Below are 17,858 nucleotides of genomic sequence, written 5' to 3'. Positions count from 1 at the left end.
GAACCGGCCTGGCCTACCTCCGGCTGTTACGCCTCGGTGATGAGCCCGTTGACGAAGTCGAACAGGCCGTGGCGCCGGTCGCGCCGCAGACGCTCCGCCTTGATGATCGACTTCACCGAATCGATCGCGGTGTTGAGGTCGTCGTTGACGATGACGTAATCATATTCCCGCCAGTGCTCGATTTCGGACCGCGAATTGGCAAGCCGCGTCTGGATCACCTCCTCGGTGTCTTCCGCACGGCGATGCAGGCGAGACTGCAGCTCGGCCATGGTCGGCGGCAGGATGAAGATCGACACCACGTCCGCCGGCATCTTTTCCTGCAGCTGCTGGGCGCCCTGCCAGTCGATGTCGAAGAGCATGTCGCGGCCTTCGGCCATGGCGATCTCCACCGGGTCGCGCGGCGTGCCGTAGAAGTTGCCGTGAACTTCGGCCCATTCGAGCAGGGAGTCGGAGGCGCGCAACGCCTCGAACTCGCGCTGCGAGACGAAACGGTAGTGAACGCCTTCCACCTCGCTGTGGCGACGTTCGCGCGTGGTGACGCTCACCGACACGCTGATCTGCATGTCCGGCTGGCTGAGCAGCGTGCGCGCGATCGACGACTTGCCCGCGCCCGACGGCGACGAGATCACCAGCATCAATCCCCGCCTGGCGATCTCCACCACGCTCCCCTTCGGCTTACCCATTTCCTACTCCAAATTCTGGACCTGTTCCCGGAACTGGTCGATGACGACCTTCAGCTCGATGCCGGCCGAGGTCACAGCGACGGCATTCGACTTGGAACAGATGGTATTCGATTCGCGGTTAAATTCCTGTGCCAGGAAATCGAGCTTGCGGCCGATGGGGCCGCCTTCGGTCAAAAGCTCGCGGGCGGCGGCGACATGCGCCTTCAATCGGTCGATCTCTTCGCGAAGGTCCGCCTTCGTCGCCAGCAGTGCCGCTTCGGCGTGCAGCCGGTCGCGATCGAGCGACGGTGCAGACTCCAGGAGCGCTTGAAGCTGCGCCTCGAGCTTGCGGGCGATCTCCTCCGGCGAGCGTGACGGATCGGCCTCGACTCGACGGGCGAGCTCTTCGATCTTGTCGACATGCCCGGAAAGAAGGCGGCCGAGCGCTTCACCCTCCCGCCGGCGCATGTCACCGAGGGCGGCGATTGCTCTGGAAAGGCCGTCGAGGATTGCGGCGTCACGCGCGGCGATGATTTCCTCGCTGTCGACCGCCTCGCGGAACTCGACGAGCCCGCGGATGTTCAGAAGCGCATCGAGGCGCATCGGCGAAGGATCGACGACCGAAGAGCCGAGCGCGTCGCGCAGCTTCAGGACGGCGGCGAGCGCCTCCTCGTTGACGACGGCCTCGACGCGATTTTCGCTTATGGTCACGGAAAGCGTCACCTGCAGATTGCCGCGGGAGAGCGCCTCGGACAGGCGATGACGCGCCTCGACCTCGAGAGCCTCCATCCCGCTCGGCAGGCGCAGCCTTATATCGAGCCCCTTGCCGTTGACCGAGCGCAGCTCCCAGGCCCAGCGATAGCGCCCGCTCGTCCCTTCGCTTCGGGCGAAGCCGGTCATGGATTGCAGTGCCATCGATCTACTCCGTAGGCTCTGGAAACAGGCGTTTATCCGGCGTTCGCGGTTCGGGCAAAGCCCGGGAATGTGAGCGCCGGAATCGGACCGCTAGTTGTTCGTCGGCGGAGCGTCCATCACCACGTCGGGTTCGACGCCACGCTCGGCTTCGATCTTGCGCCACTTCTTGACGTTGGCGTTGTGCTCTTCGAGCGTCGCCGCGAAGACGTGGCCGCCGGTGCCGTCCGCCACGAAGTAGAGGTCCTCGGTGCGCCACGGATTGGCCACCGCCTCCAGCGCCTCGCGGCCGGGATTGGCGATCGGCCCGGGCGGCAGACCCTTGACGATGTAAGTGTTGTAGGGCGTTTCCTTCTTCAGGTCCGACTGGAAGATCGGGCGGTCGGCGGGCTTTCCGTCGCCGCCGAAGAGACCGTAGACGATCGTCGGGTCCGACTGGAGACGCATACCCTTCTGCAGCCGATTGTAGAAGACGGAAGCGACGTGGGCGCGTTCGTCGGGCTTGCCTGTCTCCTTCTCCACGATCGAGGCGAGCGTCACGAGTTCGAGCTTGCTCTTCAGCGGCAGGTCGGGGGCACGCTTCTCCCAGACCTGGTCGACGATCTTTTCCTGCGCCGCGATCATTTGCCTGATGATCTCGTCGCGCTTCGTCCCGCGGGAGAACTTGTAGGTATCGGGCCGGAGCGCCCCTTCCACCGGCAGTTCCGCCGGCAGCTCGCCTTCGAGCACCTGATCGTCGGCGAGCCGCTTGAACATCTGCTTGACCGAGAGCCCCTCCGGGAAGGAGATCGAGTAGAGGATCGACCTGCCCGACTTCAGGAGGTCCATGATCTCCTTCATCGACGCGTTCGCCTTGATCTCGTATTCGCCGGCCTTCAGCGTCTCGTTGTCATCGAGATAGGTGGCCGTCACATAGCGGAAGATACGGGAATCAGTGACGGCACCGCTCCGTTCGAGGTTGTTGGCGATCTCGGAAAGACCGGCGCCGCTACGAACAACAAAATTGACATTCGCCCGCAGCGGTCCCGGCTCCTGGTAGGCCGACATCACGTAATAGAAACCGGCGACGGCGATCACGAAGACCATGACCGTCAGCGACATCAGGAAATTGAGGAAGATCACCAGCTGGCTGCGCGCCTTGCGCGAGCGTCTCGGAGGTGCGGGAACCCGTTCCGGCTTCAGCGCTTCGGCCGGCGATTTCGGAATGATCGGTCCCTTGGACGCGGTTTCCGCACCGCGGCCGATTTCATTCCCGCTGTTCTGATCGATCTCGTTCACCGGCACTCCTCTCCATTTCGGTCCAGCCGCTCTTTCGCCGGACATTGCGGCGAAAACCAGTACGCGGCATCCATCCCGAAAGCGTCGTTCCGGCGCGCCGGGCCTCCCGGCTGGTTATCCCTGGTAGCGACGCAGGACCAGCGAGGCATTCGTGCCTCCGAATCCGAACGAATTGGAAAGCGCGACATTGATCTCACGCGCACGCGCCTTGTGCGGCACGAGGTCGATCGCCGTCTCCACTTCGGGATTGTCGAGGTTGAGCGTCGGTGGCGCGATATTGTCACGGATCGCGAGCGCAGAGAAGATCGCCTCGACGGCGCCGGCGGCACCGAGCAGATGGCCGATCGCCGACTTGGTCGACGACATCGAGATCGTCGAGGCGGCATCGCCGACGAGCCGCTCGACAGCGCCGAGCTCGATGACGTCGGCCATGGTCGAGGTGCCATGGGCGTTGATGTAGTCGATATCGGCGGGCGTCAGACCGGCGCGCTTCAGCGCCATCGCCATGCAGCGCTGCGCGCCTTCGCCGTCTTCGGACGGGGCGGTGATGTGATAGGCGTCGCCGGAAAGGCCATAGCCGACGATTTCGGCGTAGATCTTGGCGCCGCGGGCCTTGGCGTGCTCCAGCTCTTCGAGCACGACGATGCCGGCCCCCTCGCCCATGACGAAGCCGTCACGGTCCTTGTCGTAAGGGCGCGAGGCGCGGGTCGGGTCGTCGTTGTGGGCAGTCGACAGCGCACGGCAGGCGGCAAAGCCGGCAAGCGAGATGCGGCTGATCGGCGATTCGGTGCCGCCCGCGACCATCACGTCGGCATCGCCGAGCGCGATCAGGCGCGCTGCGTCACCGATGGCATGGGCGCCGGTCGAGCAGGCAGTGACGACCGAGTGGTTCGGGCCGCGCAGCTTGTGGCGAATGGAAACCTGGCCGGACGCGAGGTTGATGAGGCGTCCGGGAATGAAGAACGGCGACAGGCGGCGCGGGCCCTTGTCGCGCAGGATGAATCCCGCTTCGACGATGCCTTCGATGCCACCGATGCCGGAGCCGATCAGCACGCCGCTTGCGATCTGGTCCTCGTCGCTCTTGGGGTGCCAGCCGGCATCCTCGAGCGCCATGTCGGCGGCAGCGATCGCGTAGATGATGAAATTGTCGACCTTGCGCTGTTCCTTGAGCTCCAGCCAGTCGTCCGGACTGAATGCACCTTCGCCCTCGGTCGGAATGCGGCAGGCGACCTGCGCGGGCAGGTCATCGACCTCGAACTCGGTCACGCGGCGTGCGCCGCTCTGTCCGGCGAGAAGTCTCGACCACGTCACCTCGGTTCCACACCCCAGAGGCGATACCATGCCGGTACCGGTGATAACGACCCGTCTCATAGTCCGCAGCCCACCTGTTCTTTCGGTCTGAAAACAGCAAGGCCCGCCAGGAGCGGGCCTCCGCAGGCCGGATCGAGAACGATCCGCCTGCCTAGCATGTCAACGATCAGGCCTGAGCCTTCTCGATGAACTTTACCGCGTCGCCGACGGTCAGGATGGAATCGGCCGCGTCGTCCGGGATTTCAACGCCGAACTCTTCTTCGAAAGCCATGACCAATTCGACCGTGTCGAGCGAGTCTGCGCCCAGGTCGTCGATGAAGCTCGCGCCTTCGACGACTTTCTCGGCATCAACGCCAAGATGGTCAATTACAATTTTCTTCACGCGTTCTGCGATATCGCTCATGTCGGTTTCCTCGACCTTCTTTGTATCGGGGCGCCGCGACGGTCCCCTACCCTGTATCAAACCGGCGATCGATGCATTTGCAACCTCACCGGCAAACTCGTTCAGCCCAATCCACAACGAACAGCAGCCTAGGCATAACTGCCGCCTGTCATTTCGGGACGACTGTACACAGCCTTGGCCCGCTTAACATGCTTTAAGCCCTTCGCAAAGCCTGAAAATCACCGGCGAGAGGCTGCTCAACATGCAAATCCCGCACACATCGTGCGCAGGCGTCAGATCATCGCCATACCGCCGTTGACGTGGAGCGTCTGGCCGGTGACGTAGCCCGCCTCGTTCGACGCCAGGTAGACGACGGCGGCTGCAATGTCGCCGCCGGTGCCCATGCGCTTCATCGGGATCGCGCCCATGATCGCGTCCTTCTGCTTGTCGTTCAGCTTGCCGGTCATAGCGCTTTCGATGAAGCCCGGCGCAACGCAGTTGACGGTCACGTTACGCGTCGCGATCTCCTGGGCGAGCGACTTCGAAAAGCCGATCATGCCGGCCTTCGAGGCGCAGTAGTTCGTCTGGCCCGGATTGCCGGTGACGCCGACGATCGACGTGATGTTGATGATGCGGCCGAAGCGGCGGCGCATCATCGGATGCGTGAGTTCGCGCGTCAGGCGGAAGACCGCCGTCAGGTTGACCTCGAGCACGCTGTCCCAGTCCTCGTCGCTCATCCGAACGAAGAGGCCGTCCTTGGTGATACCGGCATTGTTGACGAGGATGTCGACGCCTTCGAGATCGGCTTCCGCCTTCTCGCCCAGCGCCTTCACTTCGTCGCGGTTCGACAGGTTCGCCGGGAAGACCTTGACCCGGTCGCCGAGCTCGGCGGCGAGCGCCTCGAGCTTTTCGACACGCGTTCCATGCAGGCCGACGATGGCGCCGCGCGCGTGCAGCTGGCGGGCGATTTCCTCGCCGAGGCCGCCGGTTGCGCCGGTGACGAGAGCCTTGCGGCCGGTCAGATCAAACATGATCGCAATCCTTGTTTTTTTGAAACGGAGTATCAGGCGAGAAGTGCTGCCAGCGCGGCGTCGATATCGGCCGGCGTATTGACGGCGATGCCGTTCACGGACTTGTCGATGCGGCGGGCGAGACCCGTCAGGACCTTGCCGGAGCCGAGTTCATAAAGCGTCGTGACGCCGTTTGCGGCGAACCATTCCACCGTCTCGCGCCAGCGGACCTGACCGGTGACCTGCTCGACCAGCAGGGCGGCGATCTCGTCGGCGGCGGTGACCGGTGCGGCGCGCACATTGGCGATCAGCGGCACGACCGGGTCCTTCTTCTCGACCTTGGCGAGCGCCTCGCGCATCGCCTCGGCGGCCGGGCCCATCAGGGCGGAATGGAAGGGCGCCGAGACCGGCAGCATGATGGCGCGCTTGGCACCCTTGTCGGTCGCAAGCGCTGCCGCCTTTTCGACCGCGGCCTTCGCGCCGGAGATCACCAGCTGGCCGCCGCCGTTGTCGTTGGCGATCTGGCAGGGACCGACGGCCGAGGCTTCGACACAAATGGACTGCACGTCACCGTGCTCGAGCCCGATGATCGCGGCCATGGCGCCTTCGCCCACCGGAACGGCGGCCTGCATGGCGTTGCCGCGGATGCGCAGGAGCCGTGCGGTATCGGCGAGCGAAAAGGTGCCGGCGGCGCAGAGCGCGGAATACTCGCCGAGCGAATGGCCGGCGACGAAGGCGACCTTGGACTTGAGGTCGAGGCCGCGGGCCTGCATCACGCGGATCACCGCCATCGATACGGCCATCAGCGCCGGCTGGGCGTTGGCGGTCAGCGTCAGGGTTTCTTCCGGCCCCTCGAACATGACGGAGGAGAGTTTTTCGCCGAGCGCCTCGTCGACTTCCTCGAAGACCGCGCGGGCCTCGGGATAGGTCGCCGCAAGCTCCTTGCCCATGCCGACGGCCTGGCTGCCCTGGCCGGGAAAGGTGAATGCAATTGTCATTGCTGCCTCGCTGAATTGCCTCATTTGGCGGCTTTCAATTCACACTCTTGCCTTGCAAGTCAAGTGTTTGAGCTAATGGACCGGGCTTAATGCACATCCGCCAAACATATCTCGCCCGAACTACGGTAGTTTTGCCATCCACGCGATCGTCCGACGAGCAAGCGTGTAGAGGCCTGCCCAAAAGACGAGAAAGGCGAGGATAGCAACGAAAGGCGAGGTAATTTTCAAGTCCTGCTCCAGCTCCCACATGAGACGGAAGCGAGAGGGATCATTCTTCATGTACACAACACTCAGAGCATCCGGCACCGGGTCGGAAGCAGCCCAAGGCAACCAGCTATTTTTCCGGCATCTAGGCCCGGCTTCGCCGAAGACTGTCTGACCATCATCCGTGCGGAAGGAATATTTCAGGTCATATCGGCAGTGCTTTCGACCACCCGTCACTCTCGCCGCGAGCACCCGTGCTTCCGTAACTGCTCCAACCTCCAGCATATGTTCTGCCATGTGTTCGGCATTGAGCGCGTTATGTGCCGCAAAGCCCATCAAGAGTGACGTGCAGATTAGCGCAAATACATGTGAGGCGATCGTTGCGCGCTCCATCGTCCCTCCGCTGACATTCGCATCTAATGAAGGTGGGAGTTATACGCGAACAATGAAGGTCCGGTTACTACCCTTACGGGCACCCGCACTTCTGGGAGAATCCTCCCGTGGAGCAGGTGAAAGGCGGCGATCTTGCGGCGCTTCGATTTCTCGCTACATTACGGGAAACCTTCCGTGGCCCTTCCGGCCCGCCTTCCATAACTTGAGGCATATCTGATGAAAATGAACCGGCTTGGCCGCACCGGCATCACCGTGTCCGAAATCTGCCTGGGGACGATGACCTGGGGCTCGCAGAACACGGAGGCCGAGGCCTTCGCGCAGATGGACTACGCGCTCGACCGCGGCATCAACTTCTTCGATACCGCCGAACTCTATCCGACCACGCCGCTCTCCGCCGAGACCTATGGCGACACCGAGACGATCATCGGCAACTGGTTCGAAAAGACCGGCAAGCGGAAGGACGTCGTGCTCGCGACCAAGGTCGCCGGCTCCGGCCGGCCCTATATCCGCGGCGGTGGCCCGATCACCGGTGCGGCAATCCGCGAGGCGGTCGACGCGAGCCTCAAGCGGCTGAAGACCGACTATATCGACCTCTACCAGATCCACTGGCCGAACCGCGGCCACTATCATTTCCGCCAGGCGTGGACCTACAATCCCTTCAAGCAGGATCACGAGAAGGCTGTCGCCGACATCGAGGAAAAACTCTCCGCGCTCGACGATTGCGTGAAGGCCGGCAAGATCCGCGCGATCGGCCTTTCCAACGAAACGGCCTGGGGCACGCTCAAATATCTCTCGCTCGCCGAGAAGAAGGGGCTCCCGCGGGTGGCGACGCTCCAGAACGAGTACAACCTCCTCTACCGCAGCTTCGATCTCGACCTTGCAGAAGTCTCGCATCACGAGGATGTCGGCCTGCTCGCCTATTCTCCCCTCGCCGGCGGCATCCTTTCGGGCAAGTATCTCGACGGGCAGAAGCCGGCAGGCTCCCGCGGCTCGATCAACGGCGACATCGGCGGACGCCTGCAGCCCCGCCAGGAGCCGGCGACGCGCGCCTATCTCGAGATTGCCCGCAAGCACGGCCTCGATCCGTCCGCGATGGCACTCGCCTTCTGCCTCACGCGACCTTTCATGGCCTCGGTGATCATCGGCGCGACCAGCATGGAGCAGCTGAAGACCGATATCTCGGCCGCAGATCTCGCGCTCTCGGACGAGGTTCTCGCCGAGATCGCCAAGGTCCATCGCTTCTATCCCATGCCGATCTGAGGCCCCCCGCGGCATCGCGACATACGCAGAAGCTGCCATTTCATATTGCGCACGGCCGTCCGGACTGCTCCAATGGAACCGTCTGGACGGCGAAGCGGAGCAATATGGATTACCTCCTCGTAGCGAGCGGCCTGGTCTGTCTCTATTTCGGCGCGGAATGGCTGCTGCGCGGCACCGTCTCCCTGTCCCGCCGGCTGGACATCCCGACGCTGCTCGTCTCGCTGGTCGTCATCGGCTTCGGAACCTCGCTGCCGGAGCTCCTGGTTTCGCTACGCGCCGCCTTCGCTGCGTCGCCGGGACTCGTGCTCGGCAACGTCGTCGGCTCCAACATCGCCAATACGCTCCTCATCATCGGCGTCGGTGCTGCCATCTCGCCGATGAAGGAATGGGACGGTGCCGTCCGGCGTGACGCGCTGGTGATGCTCGCCGCCACCACGCTGATGCTCCTGCTCGTGCAGTTCAGCGCCGTCGGGCGGATCGCCGGCTTGGTGATGGTGGTTCTCCTCGGCGTCTATCTGCGACAGGGCTACCGCAAGGCCCGGCGCGATCCGTCGACGCGCATCGTCGAGACGATCGAGGGCGAGGAACTGCCGTGGTCGCGGATCGCCATTCTGATCGCGGCAAGCCTTACGGCGCTGTTTTCCGGCGCCGAACTGCTCGTTCGCGGCGCAACGAAGCTCGCCGTCGACTTCGGCGTCTCCGAGGCGGTGATCGGCCTGACGGTCGTCGCGGTCGGCACCAGCCTGCCGGAACTCGCGACCGCCGTCGTGGCGGCGTCCCGCCGCCAGTCCGACGTCACCGTCGGCAACGTCGTCGGTTCGAACATCTTCAACATCCTCTTCATCCTCGGCGTGACGGCGCTTGTGCTGCCGGTTCCCGTCGCACCGCGCTTCTCCCGTTTCGACGTGCCGGTGATGCTGGCCGCGGCGGCAGTCTTCACCGCGGCGATCCTGCTCGACCGGCCGGTCAACCGGCTCTTCGGGGTCCTGCTGCTCGTGCTCTACGGCGGCTATCTGGCGCTCGCGATCTGACGGAAGCACACTTCCGGCTTTTCAGCCTTGCCTTTCCGCGAAAAATGCGTATAAGCGCGCTGTTCAAAACACCCGGTCCTTCGGCTGGTGGCTGAACGGAGGGCAGGTCCTTGAACCAAGGATCGCAGGCACCGAAGGGTTGCCGGCCTCCCGTGTCTCCGCTCTCGACCGTCTCGATCAAACGCTTTTCTTGCCTGGATTTTCCAGTTCCAAGAGCAGTCGTTGAGGCTTAGCGCCGGATCCGGGTGACGACAACCGCAAGAAAGGCAAGTCTACAATGGCTCTTTACGAACATGTATTCCTTGCCCGGCAGGATATGTCCGCTCAGCAGGTTGATGCCCTCGTCGAACAGTACAAGGGCGTCATCGAAGCTAACGGCGGCAAGGTCGGGCGCATCGAGAACTGGGGCCTGAAGTCCCTCACCTACCGCATCAAGAAGAACCGCAAGGCGCATTACGCGCTCATGGACATCGACGCTCCGGCGGCCGCCATCCATGAAATGGAACGCCAGATGCGCATCAACGAAGACGTTCTTCGTTACATGACCATCGCCGTCGAAGCCCACGAAGAAGGCCCGTCCGCGATGATGCAGAAGCGTGACCGCGACGACCGTCCGCGCCGCGAAGGCGACGACCGCGGCCCGCGCCGCGACTTCGGCGACCGTGGCCCGCGTCCGGACCGTGGTCCGCGCGAAGGCGGCTTCGAGCGTCGTCCGCGCGAAGACCGCGCGTAATTTCGAGCACAAGGAGAAAACACAATGGCTGATGCATCCTCTGCTCCGGCACGCCGCCCGTTCCATCGTCGTCGCAAGACCTGCCCCTTCTCGGGCGCGAACGCACCGAAGATCGACTACAAGGACGTTCGTCTCCTGCAGCGCTACATTTCCGAGCGCGGCAAGATCGTTCCGTCCCGCATCACGGCAGTTTCCCAGAAGAAGCAGCGCGAACTGGCCAAGGCCATCAAGCGCGCCCGCTTCCTCGGCCTGCTGCCCTACGTCGTAGCGTAATCCGACATCGTTCCGCCGGCTTCGGCCGGCGGAACCGCCCTTCCGCGATGGGCGCGGATCGGCACCCTTGAAAACCCATGTTGGGGACCGGACGTTCACAGATCGAATCCGGATCTTCCCCTAACTGCTTCGAAAAGCAGGACAGCGACGTGAAACAGGTGAATGCGACATTGCTGCTGACCGGCGTTCTCGCCGGCATTACCGCCGCCCTGCTGGTGCTGGGCGCGAATGCGCAGCCGTCGTTTGCCTCTCTCCTCTACGCGGCGTCCGCCCTTCCCGTGCTCATCGTCGGCCTCGGCTGGGGCAACATTGCCGCGATCATCGCAGTCGTCACCGCCGCCGCCGTCGGCGCGATCGCCGTCTCGCCGCTCTTCGCCTTCGCCATGGCGATCTTCACGCTGCTGCCGGCGGGCTGGCTCAGCCATCTTGCGAACCTCGCGCGTCCCGCCTCCGAGATCGGAGGCCCCGACCACCTTATGGCATGGTATCCGCTCTCCGATATCCTGCTGCACCTCTGTTCGCTGGTTGCGCTCGCCGTCGTCGTGCTCGGGATCATGATCGGTTACGGCCCGGACCTCGTCAGCCAGATGGTCGATGCGCTGCTGCAGTCGGTCCAGGGCGGCGAGAACCCCGCAATGGCGCCGGATGCCGCAAGCGTCGCGCAGCTGAAGCGCATGATGCTGACGATGCTGCCGGTCATGCAGGGCGGCACCTGGGTGCTGATGCTCTTTTCGGCCTACTACGTCGCCGTGCGGATCGTCGCCGCCTCCGGCCACGCCCTGCGCCCGCGCGAGGACATTCCGTCCGCACTCAGGATGAACCGCAACGCGCTCTTCGTGTTCCTCGCCGGCATTCTCGCGAGCTTCTACGGCGGGGTTCCGGCCCTTGTCGGCGCAACCGTCTGTGGCACCTTCGGCGCGGGGTTCCTGCTTGCCGGCTTCGCCTCCCTGCACCTGCGCACCCGCGGCAAGGACTGGCGCGCGCCGGCGCTGGTGCTCGCCTATCTCTCGGCGCTGCTCGTGCTGCCCGCCTTCTTCATTCTCGTCCTCGGCCTGTCGGACACCCGGCGGACCGTGGCGCTGACGCCGGCGCGACCCGCCGACAAACCTGACAACCGCAACACCTGAACTTCAAGACTGAAAGGAAACGAAAATGGAAGTCATTCTTCTCGAACGTATCGCCAAGCTCGGCCAGATGGGCGAAACCGTGAAGGTTCGCGACGGCTTTGCCCGCAACTATCTCCTGCCGCAGGGCAAGGCGCTGCGCGCCAACGCCGCCAACAAGGCCCGCTTCGAAGCCGAACGCGCCACCCTCGAAGCCCGCAACCTCGAGCGCAAGTCGGAAGCCCAGAAGGTCGCCGACGCCCTCTCCGGCAAGTCCTTCGTCGTCGTCCGTTCGGCCGGCGAAACCGGCCAGCTGTACGGCTCCGTCGCCGCTCGTGACGTCGCCGAGATCCTGGCCTCCGAAGGCTTCAACGTTTCGCGCAACCAGGTCGAACTCAACCAGCCGATCAAGTCGATCGGCCTGCACCAGGTCACCCTGCACCTGCATGCCGAAGTCGAGCTGTCGATCGAGCTCAACGTCGCCCGCTCGGCCGAAGAAGCCGAACGCCAGGCCAAGGGCGAAAGCCTGACCTCCGCCGACGCGATCTACGGCGTCGACGAAGACGCCCTGCGTCCGGAAGACTTCTTCAACCCGGACGCCGAGTTCGAAGGCGAACAGGAATAACATCCGTCGCAAGCCGGATTTCGACGCCCGGGTCCATGCGGCCCGGGCGTTTTCTTTTGCGGGAGGGCCCGGCCCCACAGGCCGCCGAAGAATTCCCTCCGGACGTTTCCGCCACGGTGTAGAATCATCCGTGCCGGGCGATTCGCCGCCGCCCGCGGGCGCGCAAGCGGAATCCCAATCGGACCGTACGGAAACCCGCCGGCCTGTGGATAAAAGGGACAACTGCCGGCACGGACCGTCTGCCCGCCGAGCGGGCGTGGAATCGCCCGATTGCTGTTGACTATCCTGTCGTCGATCGTCAAACCGGTTGGCTGTCGACGAGCATGAACGAGGGAAACGGTAGCCCGCAATGAACGACGCTGTGCGCAAGATCACGCCCCCCCAGCAGGCCGAGCCGCTCTATCGCGAAGCGCCGAACAACATCGAGGCCGAACAGGCGCTTCTCGGCGCGATCCTCGTCAACAACGACGCCTATTACCGCGTCTCGGACTTTCTGAAGCCCGTCCATCTCTACGAGCCGTTGCACCGCAAGATCTTCGAGGTCGCCTCGGAGATCATCCGCATGGGCAAGACGGCGAACCCCGTCACCATCAAGACCTTCCTGCCGGCCGAAGAGAAGGTCGGCGACCTGACGGTCGCGCAATATCTCGCCCGCCTCGCCTCCGAGGCGGTGACGATCATCAACGCCGAGGACTACGGCCGCGCGATCTACGATCTGGCGCTGCGCCGCGCGCTGATCCAGATCGGCGAGGACGTCGTCAACATCGCCTATGACGCGCCGCTCGACATGCCGCCGCAGGCGCAGATCGAGGACACCGAACGCCGCCTTTTCGAACTCGCCGAGAACGGCCGCTACGACGGCGGCTTCCAGGCCTTCAGCGACGCGGTGGCACTGGCCGTCGACATGGCGGGCGCCGCCTTCGAACGCGACGGCAATCTCTCCGGCATTTCCACCGGCATCCATTCGCTCGACTCGAAGATGGGCGGTCTGCAGCGCTCCGACTTGATCATCCTCGCCGGCCGTCCGGGCATGGGCAAGACCTCGCTTGCGACGAACATCGCCTGGAACATCGCCGCAGCCTACGAGCCCGAGGTCATGCCGGACGGTTCCTTCAAGGCCAGGAACGGCGGCGTCGTCGGCTTCTACTCGCTCGAAATGTCGTCCGAACAGCTCGCCACCCGTATCATGTCCGAGCAGACCGAAGTCTCGTCCTCGAAGATCCGCCGCGGCGATATCACCGAGCAGGACTTCGAGAAGCTCGTCGGCTTCTCCCAGACCATGCAGAAGGTGCCGCTCTATATCGACCAGACCGGTGGCATCTCGATCGCACAGCTCGCGGCACGCGCCCGTCGCCTGAAGCGCCAGCGCGGCCTCGATTGCCTGGTGGTCGACTACGTGCAGCTGATGACCGGCTCCAAGAAGGCCGGCGAGAACCGCGTGCAGGAAATCACCGAGATCACCACGGGCCTCAAGGCGCTCGGCAAGGAACTCAACGTTCCGATCGTCGCGCTCTCGCAGCTCTCCCGTCAGGTCGAAAGCCGCGACGACAAGCGCCCGCAGCTCTCCGACCTGCGTGAATCGGGCTCTATCGAACAGGACGCGGACGTCGTGCTCTTCGTGTTCCGCGAGGAATACTATGTGAAGAACATGGAACCGCGCGACCCCGCCGACCCGAAATACGCCGAATGGGAAGGACAGATGGAGAAGGTCAAGGGCACGGCCGACGTCATCATCGCCAAGCAGCGTCACGGGCCAACCGGCACCGTCAAGCTCGCCTTCCAGGCCGAATACACCCGCTTCGCCGATCTCGCCGACCCGAGCTTCACGCAGTACGAGGAGCATTGAGCGGGAGCCGCGTGCCCATCTCTTGACCATCGAAGGCCTGCATCTGCTTCTGCCGACAGCAGGCTTTCGGAGATTTTGGACATTGCGGGGCGCGGTCGCAGGAGGCACGGGGGTTTTGCCTTGTGTGACGGAGACTTGAACGTCGCGAGAGGAATTCGATGCGTTTCGTCAATCCTATTCCTTTCGTCCGCGACATCGGCCGGTCCAAGGCCTTCTACCAAGATATACTCGGCCTGAGAGTATTGGAGGATTTTGGGAGCTTCGTGCTCTTCGAAACGGGCTTTGCGATACACGAGGGGCAGTCGCTCGAACAGACGGTCTGGCGCGAAGCAACCACTTCGCAAGAACCTTATGGCCAGAGAAATCTACTATTGTATTTTGAGCATGAAGACGTTGACGCGGCTTTCGCAGAAATCGGGCCTCGCGTGAAACTAATACATCCCGTTGAGCGGCAGGCATGGGGGCAACGCGTGTTCCGGTTCTATGATCCCGACGGGCATGCAATAGAAATCGGAGAGCCACAGAACCCCGGTTGTCCGGAGAATTTCGACAACTCGTAAGCGTTCGGGCCGCTGTCCCTTGCAGGTTCTCTGGAACTGGCACGCGGATTGCTCCTGCTGTTCCAGACAGAACAGGGAGCATTACATGCAACGCAGAACCTTCATGACACGTGCCTTCGCCACAGCAGCCGTCGTGGCGGCCACTCTCGCCGGACCGCTTCCGGCCTTGGCCGACGCGCTGGAAAGCATCAAATCCAGCGGCAAGCTGCGTGTCGCCGTACCGCAGGATTTCCCACCCTTCGGCAGCGTTGGCGCGGACATGGCACCAAAGGGCTACGATATCGACATGGCGACGCTGATCGCGGGCAAGCTCGGCGTTGAGGTCGAGATCGTTCCAGTGACCAGCGCCAACCGCATACCCTATCTGCAAACCAACAAGGTCGATCTGGTCATATCGAGCCTTGGCAAGAATGCCGAGCGCGAGGCGGTGATCGATTTTTCCGCGGCTTACGCCCCCTTCTACAACGGTGTCTTCGCCCCGGCGGGCCTGGAGATCAAATCGGCCGCCGATCTCGCCGGCAAGACCGTCGGCGTGACCCGCGGCGCCATCGAGGATCTCGAACTGACGAAGGTCGCGCCGCAAGACGCCACCATCAAGCGCTACGAGGACAATAACGGCACGATCTCCGCCTTCCTTTCCGGACAGGTCGAGGCGGTTGCGACCGGCAACGTGGTCGCCGCCGCAATTCTCGAGAAGAACCCGCCGAAGCGGCCGGAACCCAAGTTCCTCATCAAGAACTCGCCCTGCTATGTGGGCCTCAACAAGAACGAACCCGCCCTGCTCGAACAAGTCAACGGCATCATCGCCGCCGCCAAGGCGGATGGCTCGCTGAACACGATTGCCGAGAAGTGGCTCGGCACGTCGCTGCCGGCCGATCTCTGATCGGCTGACCGGACACCGCCGCCCGCCTGGACGGGCGGCGGCCCATTCTGCAGACACAGGCGGGCGCCGTGCACTACATTTTCGATTTCGGCTGGGTCTGGGAATACGGCCCCATCATCTTCAACGGCCTTCTCATCACCGTCGAACTGACACTGGTTGGCGCCGTGGTCGGCGTCCTTCTCGGAGTTCTGTGCGCCTGGGCAAGGACACTCGGACCGCGAATGCTGCGCCCGCCGGTCGCCGCCTATGTCGAGCTGATCCGCAATACGCCGTTCATGATCCAGCTCTTCTTCATCTTCTTCGGCTTGCCCTCTTTGGGGGTTCGGTTTTCCGAACTGCAGGCCGCAAATCTTGCAATGATCATCAATCTCGGCGCCTACAGCTGCGAGATCATCCGCGCCGGTATCGAAGCGACGCCCAAGGGCCAGTTCGAGGCCGGGGCCGCGCTTGCTCTCAAGCCCCTCCAGACCTTCCGCCTCGTCGTGCTGGTGCCGGCGTTGCAGCGCATCTGGCCGGCACTCTCCTCCCAGATCGTCATCGTCATGCTCGGATCGGCGGTTGTCTCGCAGATCGCCGCCGAAGACGTTACCTTCGCGGCCAACTTCATCCAGTCACGCACGTTCAGGGCTTTCGAGGCCTACATGCTCTCGACAGCAATCTATCTGGCATTGGCGATCATCCTGCGCCAGCTGCTCGCCCTGGTCGGCCGCCGGATATTCCCGAAAGTGCCGGCACGATGAGCGATTTTTCGACCTGGGATATCCTGCGCAATCTGTTGCTGGCCACCCGCTGGACGTTGGTACTGTCCATGGTGTCGTTCCTCGGCGGCGGCGTTGTCGCGCTGGCGATCCTGTTCCTGCGGATCGGCAAGTCGAAATTCGTCCGGAATCTGGCGCGCGGCTATATCGAGCTTTTTCAGGGCACGCCGCTGCTGATGCAATTGTTTCTCGCCTTCTTCGGCCTCGGGCTTTTCGGGATCGACGTACCGGCATGGCTTGCGGCAGCGGCGGCTCTGATCTGCTGGACCGCCGCATTCCTGGCCGAGATCTGGCGAGGCTGCGTCGAATCGATCCCGAAGGGCCAATGGGAGGCCGGACAAAGCCTCGCCCTCAACCATGTCCAGCAGATGCGCCTCGTCATCCTGCCCCAGGCGCTTCGCATCGCCATCCCGCCAACGGCCGGTTTTTCCGTCCAGGTCGTCAAGGGCACGGCCCTGACCTCCATCATCGGCTTCGTCGAACTGTCAAAGGCGGGAACGATCGTCACGAACGCGACCTTCCAGCCGTTCATCGTCTATGGCTTCGTGGCGCTGATCTATTTCGTCATCTGCTTCCCGCTATCGAAGTTCAGCAAATACCTGGAGCGCCGTGCCGCGGTTGCCTATTCGCCTCGCTAACGATTGTAGCGTCGCGGGCCGGCTTCAGAGCCCCATTGCCCGCGCCCAATTCGTCGCCATGCCGGCCTGCCTCGGCTTCGGCCGTCAGGAGAGCGCGAGACTGAAGCGGGCCTTTGCATGCCAGACACCGCCTTCGCGCTCGTAGAACCGGATCGCGTCCCGGTTCCAGTCCGGTGTCTGCCATTCGAGACGATCAGCGCCGGATGCGCGCGCCTCATCGACGACATGCGCGAAAAGCCTGGCTCCCATTCCCTTGCCGCGACCGGATGCGCGGACGAACAGGCAGTCGAGATGAGCAAAGCGGCGGGCCCGCCACAGCGAGTGATCGAAGGTCAGGGCGGCATATCCCTGCAAGCGATCGCTTTGCGCGACGAAGAGGCGAACGGGAACATGCCTCTCGGTCAGCAGCCGCAGAAGCTCCTCCCGCGTGATTCCGGCCGTCGTCCGCTCATAGGCGGCGTGTTCCCGGATCAGTTCGAGGAGGTCGTCGGCGTGCTGCGACGCCGCCTCACCCACGACGGGCATCACGGCGCCTCTGCGGCCGCGAGTTCAAAGCCCTCGTCCAGCCAGCCGGTTATGCCGCCGGCCATGATCTTCACCGGGCGGCCGAGACCGGCAAGCCGCAGTGCGCCGCGGGCGGCGCCGTTGCAGTGGGGTCCGGCGCAATAGGTGACGAAGACCGTATCTTTCGGCCACTCCGACATGCGGTTGGCGGTGATCTTCCCATGCGGCAGCCCCACCGCCCCCGGGATGTGCCCCTTCGCATAGAGGGCGGGGCTACGAACGTCGAGCAGTACGAAGTCCGCGCCTCTCGCCAGGGCATCGTGAACGTCCCAGCAATCGGTTTCAAAGGAAAATTCGGCGGAAAAGTGCTCTTGGGCAATGTTGCTCGGAGCGGGTTTCACGGCAGTCACGGCAGAGGTCATCACTTGGTCTCCTTTCGACGCGGCAAACATCGAACGAAACGCCAGCGTTGCAAATTGGCAGGAATGACAATA

General features: G+C 63.5%; 21 protein-coding genes. 11 read left to right on the top strand and 10 right to left on the bottom strand.

All coding sequences use genetic code 11. The features are described 5' to 3' along the window. Positions 1 to 26: 26 nt before the first annotated feature. The 8 genes from gmk to NHF53_RS06480 form a co-directional block, all read right to left on the bottom strand. Positions 27 to 683 (bottom strand): guanylate kinase, encoded by a 657-nt coding sequence (gene gmk / locus NHF53_RS06515; RefSeq protein ID WP_252833566.1) that lies wholly within the window; start codon positions 681 to 683, stop codon positions 27 to 29. A 3-nt stretch (positions 684 to 686) separates the two neighbouring features. Continuing rightward, complete coding sequence (locus NHF53_RS06510; protein ID WP_252833565.1) at positions 687 to 1,577, bottom strand: YicC/YloC family endoribonuclease; 891 nt, start codon at positions 1,575 to 1,577, stop codon at positions 687 to 689. A gap of 90 nt (positions 1,578 to 1,667) precedes the next feature. Next, positions 1,668 to 2,852: an endolytic transglycosylase MltG gene (mltG, locus tag NHF53_RS06505; RefSeq protein ID WP_252833564.1), complete on the bottom strand. Its 1,185-nt coding sequence runs from the start codon at positions 2,850 to 2,852 to the stop codon at positions 1,668 to 1,670. A 114-nt stretch (positions 2,853 to 2,966) separates the two neighbouring features. Continuing rightward, positions 2,967 to 4,223 carry a beta-ketoacyl-ACP synthase II gene (gene fabF, locus NHF53_RS06500; RefSeq protein ID WP_114361981.1) on the bottom strand — a complete coding sequence of 419 codons (1,257 nt, stop codon included), beginning with the start codon at positions 4,221 to 4,223 and terminating at the stop codon, positions 2,967 to 2,969. A 106-nt stretch (positions 4,224 to 4,329) separates the two neighbouring features. Further along, complete coding sequence (locus NHF53_RS06495) at positions 4,330 to 4,566, bottom strand: acyl carrier protein (RefSeq protein WP_027507378.1); 237 nt, start codon at positions 4,564 to 4,566, stop codon at positions 4,330 to 4,332. A gap of 272 nt (positions 4,567 to 4,838) precedes the next feature. After that, the gene (fabG, locus tag NHF53_RS06490) at positions 4,839 to 5,576 is read right to left on the bottom strand and encodes a 3-oxoacyl-[acyl-carrier-protein] reductase (protein WP_148155782.1); all 738 of its coding nucleotides are present in this window, start codon (positions 5,574 to 5,576) and stop codon (positions 4,839 to 4,841) included. Positions 5,577 to 5,608: 32 nt separating this feature from the next. Continuing rightward, the gene (gene fabD, locus NHF53_RS06485; RefSeq protein ID WP_252833563.1) at positions 5,609 to 6,553 is read right to left on the bottom strand and encodes an ACP S-malonyltransferase; all 945 of its coding nucleotides are present in this window, start codon (positions 6,551 to 6,553) and stop codon (positions 5,609 to 5,611) included. Positions 6,554 to 6,673: 120 nt separating this feature from the next. Continuing rightward, the gene (locus tag NHF53_RS06480; RefSeq protein WP_252833562.1) at positions 6,674 to 7,150 is read right to left on the bottom strand and encodes a DUF3592 domain-containing protein; all 477 of its coding nucleotides are present in this window, start codon (positions 7,148 to 7,150) and stop codon (positions 6,674 to 6,676) included. 216 nt (positions 7,151 to 7,366) lie between these two features. Between NHF53_RS06480 and NHF53_RS06475 the strand changes: the two genes are divergently transcribed. The 11 genes from NHF53_RS06475 (at position 7,367) to NHF53_RS06425 (ending at position 16,860) form a co-directional block, all read left to right on the top strand. Continuing rightward, positions 7,367 to 8,410 carry an aldo/keto reductase gene (locus tag NHF53_RS06475; protein ID WP_252833561.1) on the top strand — a complete coding sequence of 348 codons (1,044 nt, stop codon included), beginning with the start codon at positions 7,367 to 7,369 and terminating at the stop codon, positions 8,408 to 8,410. 104 nt (positions 8,411 to 8,514) lie between these two features. Then, on the top strand, positions 8,515 to 9,441 hold the full coding sequence (locus NHF53_RS06470) for a calcium/sodium antiporter (protein ID WP_252833560.1): 927 nt from the start codon (positions 8,515 to 8,517) through the stop codon (positions 9,439 to 9,441). A 277-nt stretch (positions 9,442 to 9,718) separates the two neighbouring features. Next, positions 9,719 to 10,174, top strand: a complete 456-nt coding sequence (rpsF, locus tag NHF53_RS06465) for a 30S ribosomal protein S6 (protein ID WP_112686884.1) — start codon at positions 9,719 to 9,721, stop codon at positions 10,172 to 10,174. 24 nt (positions 10,175 to 10,198) lie between these two features. Next, positions 10,199 to 10,447, top strand: a complete 249-nt coding sequence (rpsR, locus tag NHF53_RS06460) for a 30S ribosomal protein S18 (protein ID WP_112686882.1) — start codon at positions 10,199 to 10,201, stop codon at positions 10,445 to 10,447. 149 nt (positions 10,448 to 10,596) lie between these two features. Next, positions 10,597 to 11,574, top strand: coding sequence for a DUF2232 domain-containing protein (locus NHF53_RS06455; protein ID WP_252833559.1), 978 nt, complete (start codon positions 10,597 to 10,599; stop codon positions 11,572 to 11,574). A 25-nt stretch (positions 11,575 to 11,599) separates the two neighbouring features. Then, complete coding sequence (gene rplI / locus NHF53_RS06450) at positions 11,600 to 12,175, top strand: 50S ribosomal protein L9 (RefSeq protein ID WP_114361975.1); 576 nt, start codon at positions 11,600 to 11,602, stop codon at positions 12,173 to 12,175. 349 nt (positions 12,176 to 12,524) lie between these two features. Further along, complete coding sequence (locus tag NHF53_RS06445; protein WP_114361974.1) at positions 12,525 to 14,021, top strand: replicative DNA helicase; 1,497 nt, start codon at positions 12,525 to 12,527, stop codon at positions 14,019 to 14,021. Positions 14,022 to 14,179: 158 nt separating this feature from the next. Further along, entirely contained in the window at positions 14,180 to 14,581 is a 402-nt protein-coding gene (locus NHF53_RS06440; protein ID WP_252833558.1) for a VOC family protein, read from the top strand. A 103-nt stretch (positions 14,582 to 14,684) separates the two neighbouring features. Beyond that, positions 14,685 to 15,464 carry a transporter substrate-binding domain-containing protein gene (locus tag NHF53_RS06435; RefSeq protein ID WP_252834931.1) on the top strand — a complete coding sequence of 260 codons (780 nt, stop codon included), beginning with the start codon at positions 14,685 to 14,687 and terminating at the stop codon, positions 15,462 to 15,464. 68 nt (positions 15,465 to 15,532) lie between these two features. Beyond that, positions 15,533 to 16,204, top strand: coding sequence for an amino acid ABC transporter permease (locus tag NHF53_RS06430; protein WP_252833557.1), 672 nt, complete (start codon positions 15,533 to 15,535; stop codon positions 16,202 to 16,204). Then, on the top strand, positions 16,201 to 16,860 hold the full coding sequence (locus NHF53_RS06425; RefSeq protein ID WP_252833556.1) for an amino acid ABC transporter permease: 660 nt from the start codon (positions 16,201 to 16,203) through the stop codon (positions 16,858 to 16,860). The genes NHF53_RS06430 and NHF53_RS06425 overlap by 4 nt, the downstream gene beginning before the upstream one ends. Before the next feature lie 84 nt (positions 16,861 to 16,944). On the opposite strand, the gene NHF53_RS06420 is transcribed toward NHF53_RS06425, so the two are convergent. Both NHF53_RS06420 and NHF53_RS06415 read right to left on the bottom strand, forming a co-directional pair. After that, a complete protein-coding gene (locus NHF53_RS06420) occupies positions 16,945 to 17,385 on the bottom strand; it encodes a GNAT family N-acetyltransferase (protein WP_252833555.1) in 441 nt (146 codons plus the stop codon). Further along, complete coding sequence (locus NHF53_RS06415) at positions 17,385 to 17,786, bottom strand: rhodanese-like domain-containing protein (RefSeq protein ID WP_252833554.1); 402 nt, start codon at positions 17,784 to 17,786, stop codon at positions 17,385 to 17,387. The genes NHF53_RS06420 and NHF53_RS06415 overlap by 1 nt, the downstream gene beginning before the upstream one ends. Positions 17,787 to 17,858 lie beyond the last annotated feature (72 nt).

Origin of the sequence: Ciceribacter sp. RN22 (genome assembly GCF_024054295.1) — a bacterium.
In the GTDB taxonomy this organism is placed as follows: Bacteria; Pseudomonadota; Alphaproteobacteria; order Rhizobiales; family Rhizobiaceae; genus Allorhizobium; species Allorhizobium lividum.
This window is presented reverse-complemented; position numbering and strand designations above follow the sequence as displayed.

Excerpts from the sequence above, each read along its gene's own strand:
- gmk (WP_252833566.1), bottom strand. The coding sequence starts at position 683 with ATGGGTAAGCCGAAGGGGAGCGTGGTGGAGATCGCCAGGCGGGGATTG.
- NHF53_RS06510 (WP_252833565.1), bottom strand. The coding sequence starts at position 1,577 with ATGGCACTGCAATCCATGACCGGCTTCGCCCGAAGCGAAGGGACGAGC.
- fabF (WP_114361981.1), bottom strand. The coding sequence starts at position 4,223 with ATGAGACGGGTCGTTATCACCGGTACCGGCATGGTATCGCCTCTGGGG.
- NHF53_RS06495 (WP_027507378.1), bottom strand. The coding sequence starts at position 4,566 with ATGAGCGATATCGCAGAACGCGTGAAGAAAATTGTAATTGACCATCTT.
- fabG (WP_148155782.1), bottom strand. The coding sequence starts at position 5,576 with ATGTTTGATCTGACCGGCCGCAAGGCTCTCGTCACCGGCGCAACCGGC.
- fabD (WP_252833563.1), bottom strand. The coding sequence starts at position 6,553 with ATGACAATTGCATTCACCTTTCCCGGCCAGGGCAGCCAGGCCGTCGGC.
- NHF53_RS06480 (WP_252833562.1), bottom strand. The coding sequence starts at position 7,150 with ATGGAGCGCGCAACGATCGCCTCACATGTATTTGCGCTAATCTGCACG.
- NHF53_RS06475 (WP_252833561.1), top strand. The coding sequence starts at position 7,367 with ATGAAAATGAACCGGCTTGGCCGCACCGGCATCACCGTGTCCGAAATC.
- NHF53_RS06470 (WP_252833560.1), top strand. The coding sequence starts at position 8,515 with ATGGATTACCTCCTCGTAGCGAGCGGCCTGGTCTGTCTCTATTTCGGC.
- rpsF (WP_112686884.1), top strand. The coding sequence starts at position 9,719 with ATGGCTCTTTACGAACATGTATTCCTTGCCCGGCAGGATATGTCCGCT.
- rpsR (WP_112686882.1), top strand. The coding sequence starts at position 10,199 with ATGGCTGATGCATCCTCTGCTCCGGCACGCCGCCCGTTCCATCGTCGT.
- rplI (WP_114361975.1), top strand. The coding sequence starts at position 11,600 with ATGGAAGTCATTCTTCTCGAACGTATCGCCAAGCTCGGCCAGATGGGC.
- NHF53_RS06445 (WP_114361974.1), top strand. The coding sequence starts at position 12,525 with ATGAACGACGCTGTGCGCAAGATCACGCCCCCCCAGCAGGCCGAGCCG.
- NHF53_RS06440 (WP_252833558.1), top strand. The coding sequence starts at position 14,180 with ATGCGTTTCGTCAATCCTATTCCTTTCGTCCGCGACATCGGCCGGTCC.
- NHF53_RS06435 (WP_252834931.1), top strand. The coding sequence starts at position 14,685 with ATGACACGTGCCTTCGCCACAGCAGCCGTCGTGGCGGCCACTCTCGCC.
- NHF53_RS06425 (WP_252833556.1), top strand. The coding sequence starts at position 16,201 with ATGAGCGATTTTTCGACCTGGGATATCCTGCGCAATCTGTTGCTGGCC.
- NHF53_RS06420 (WP_252833555.1), bottom strand. The coding sequence starts at position 17,385 with ATGCCCGTCGTGGGTGAGGCGGCGTCGCAGCACGCCGACGACCTCCTC.
- NHF53_RS06415 (WP_252833554.1), bottom strand. The coding sequence starts at position 17,786 with ATGACCTCTGCCGTGACTGCCGTGAAACCCGCTCCGAGCAACATTGCC.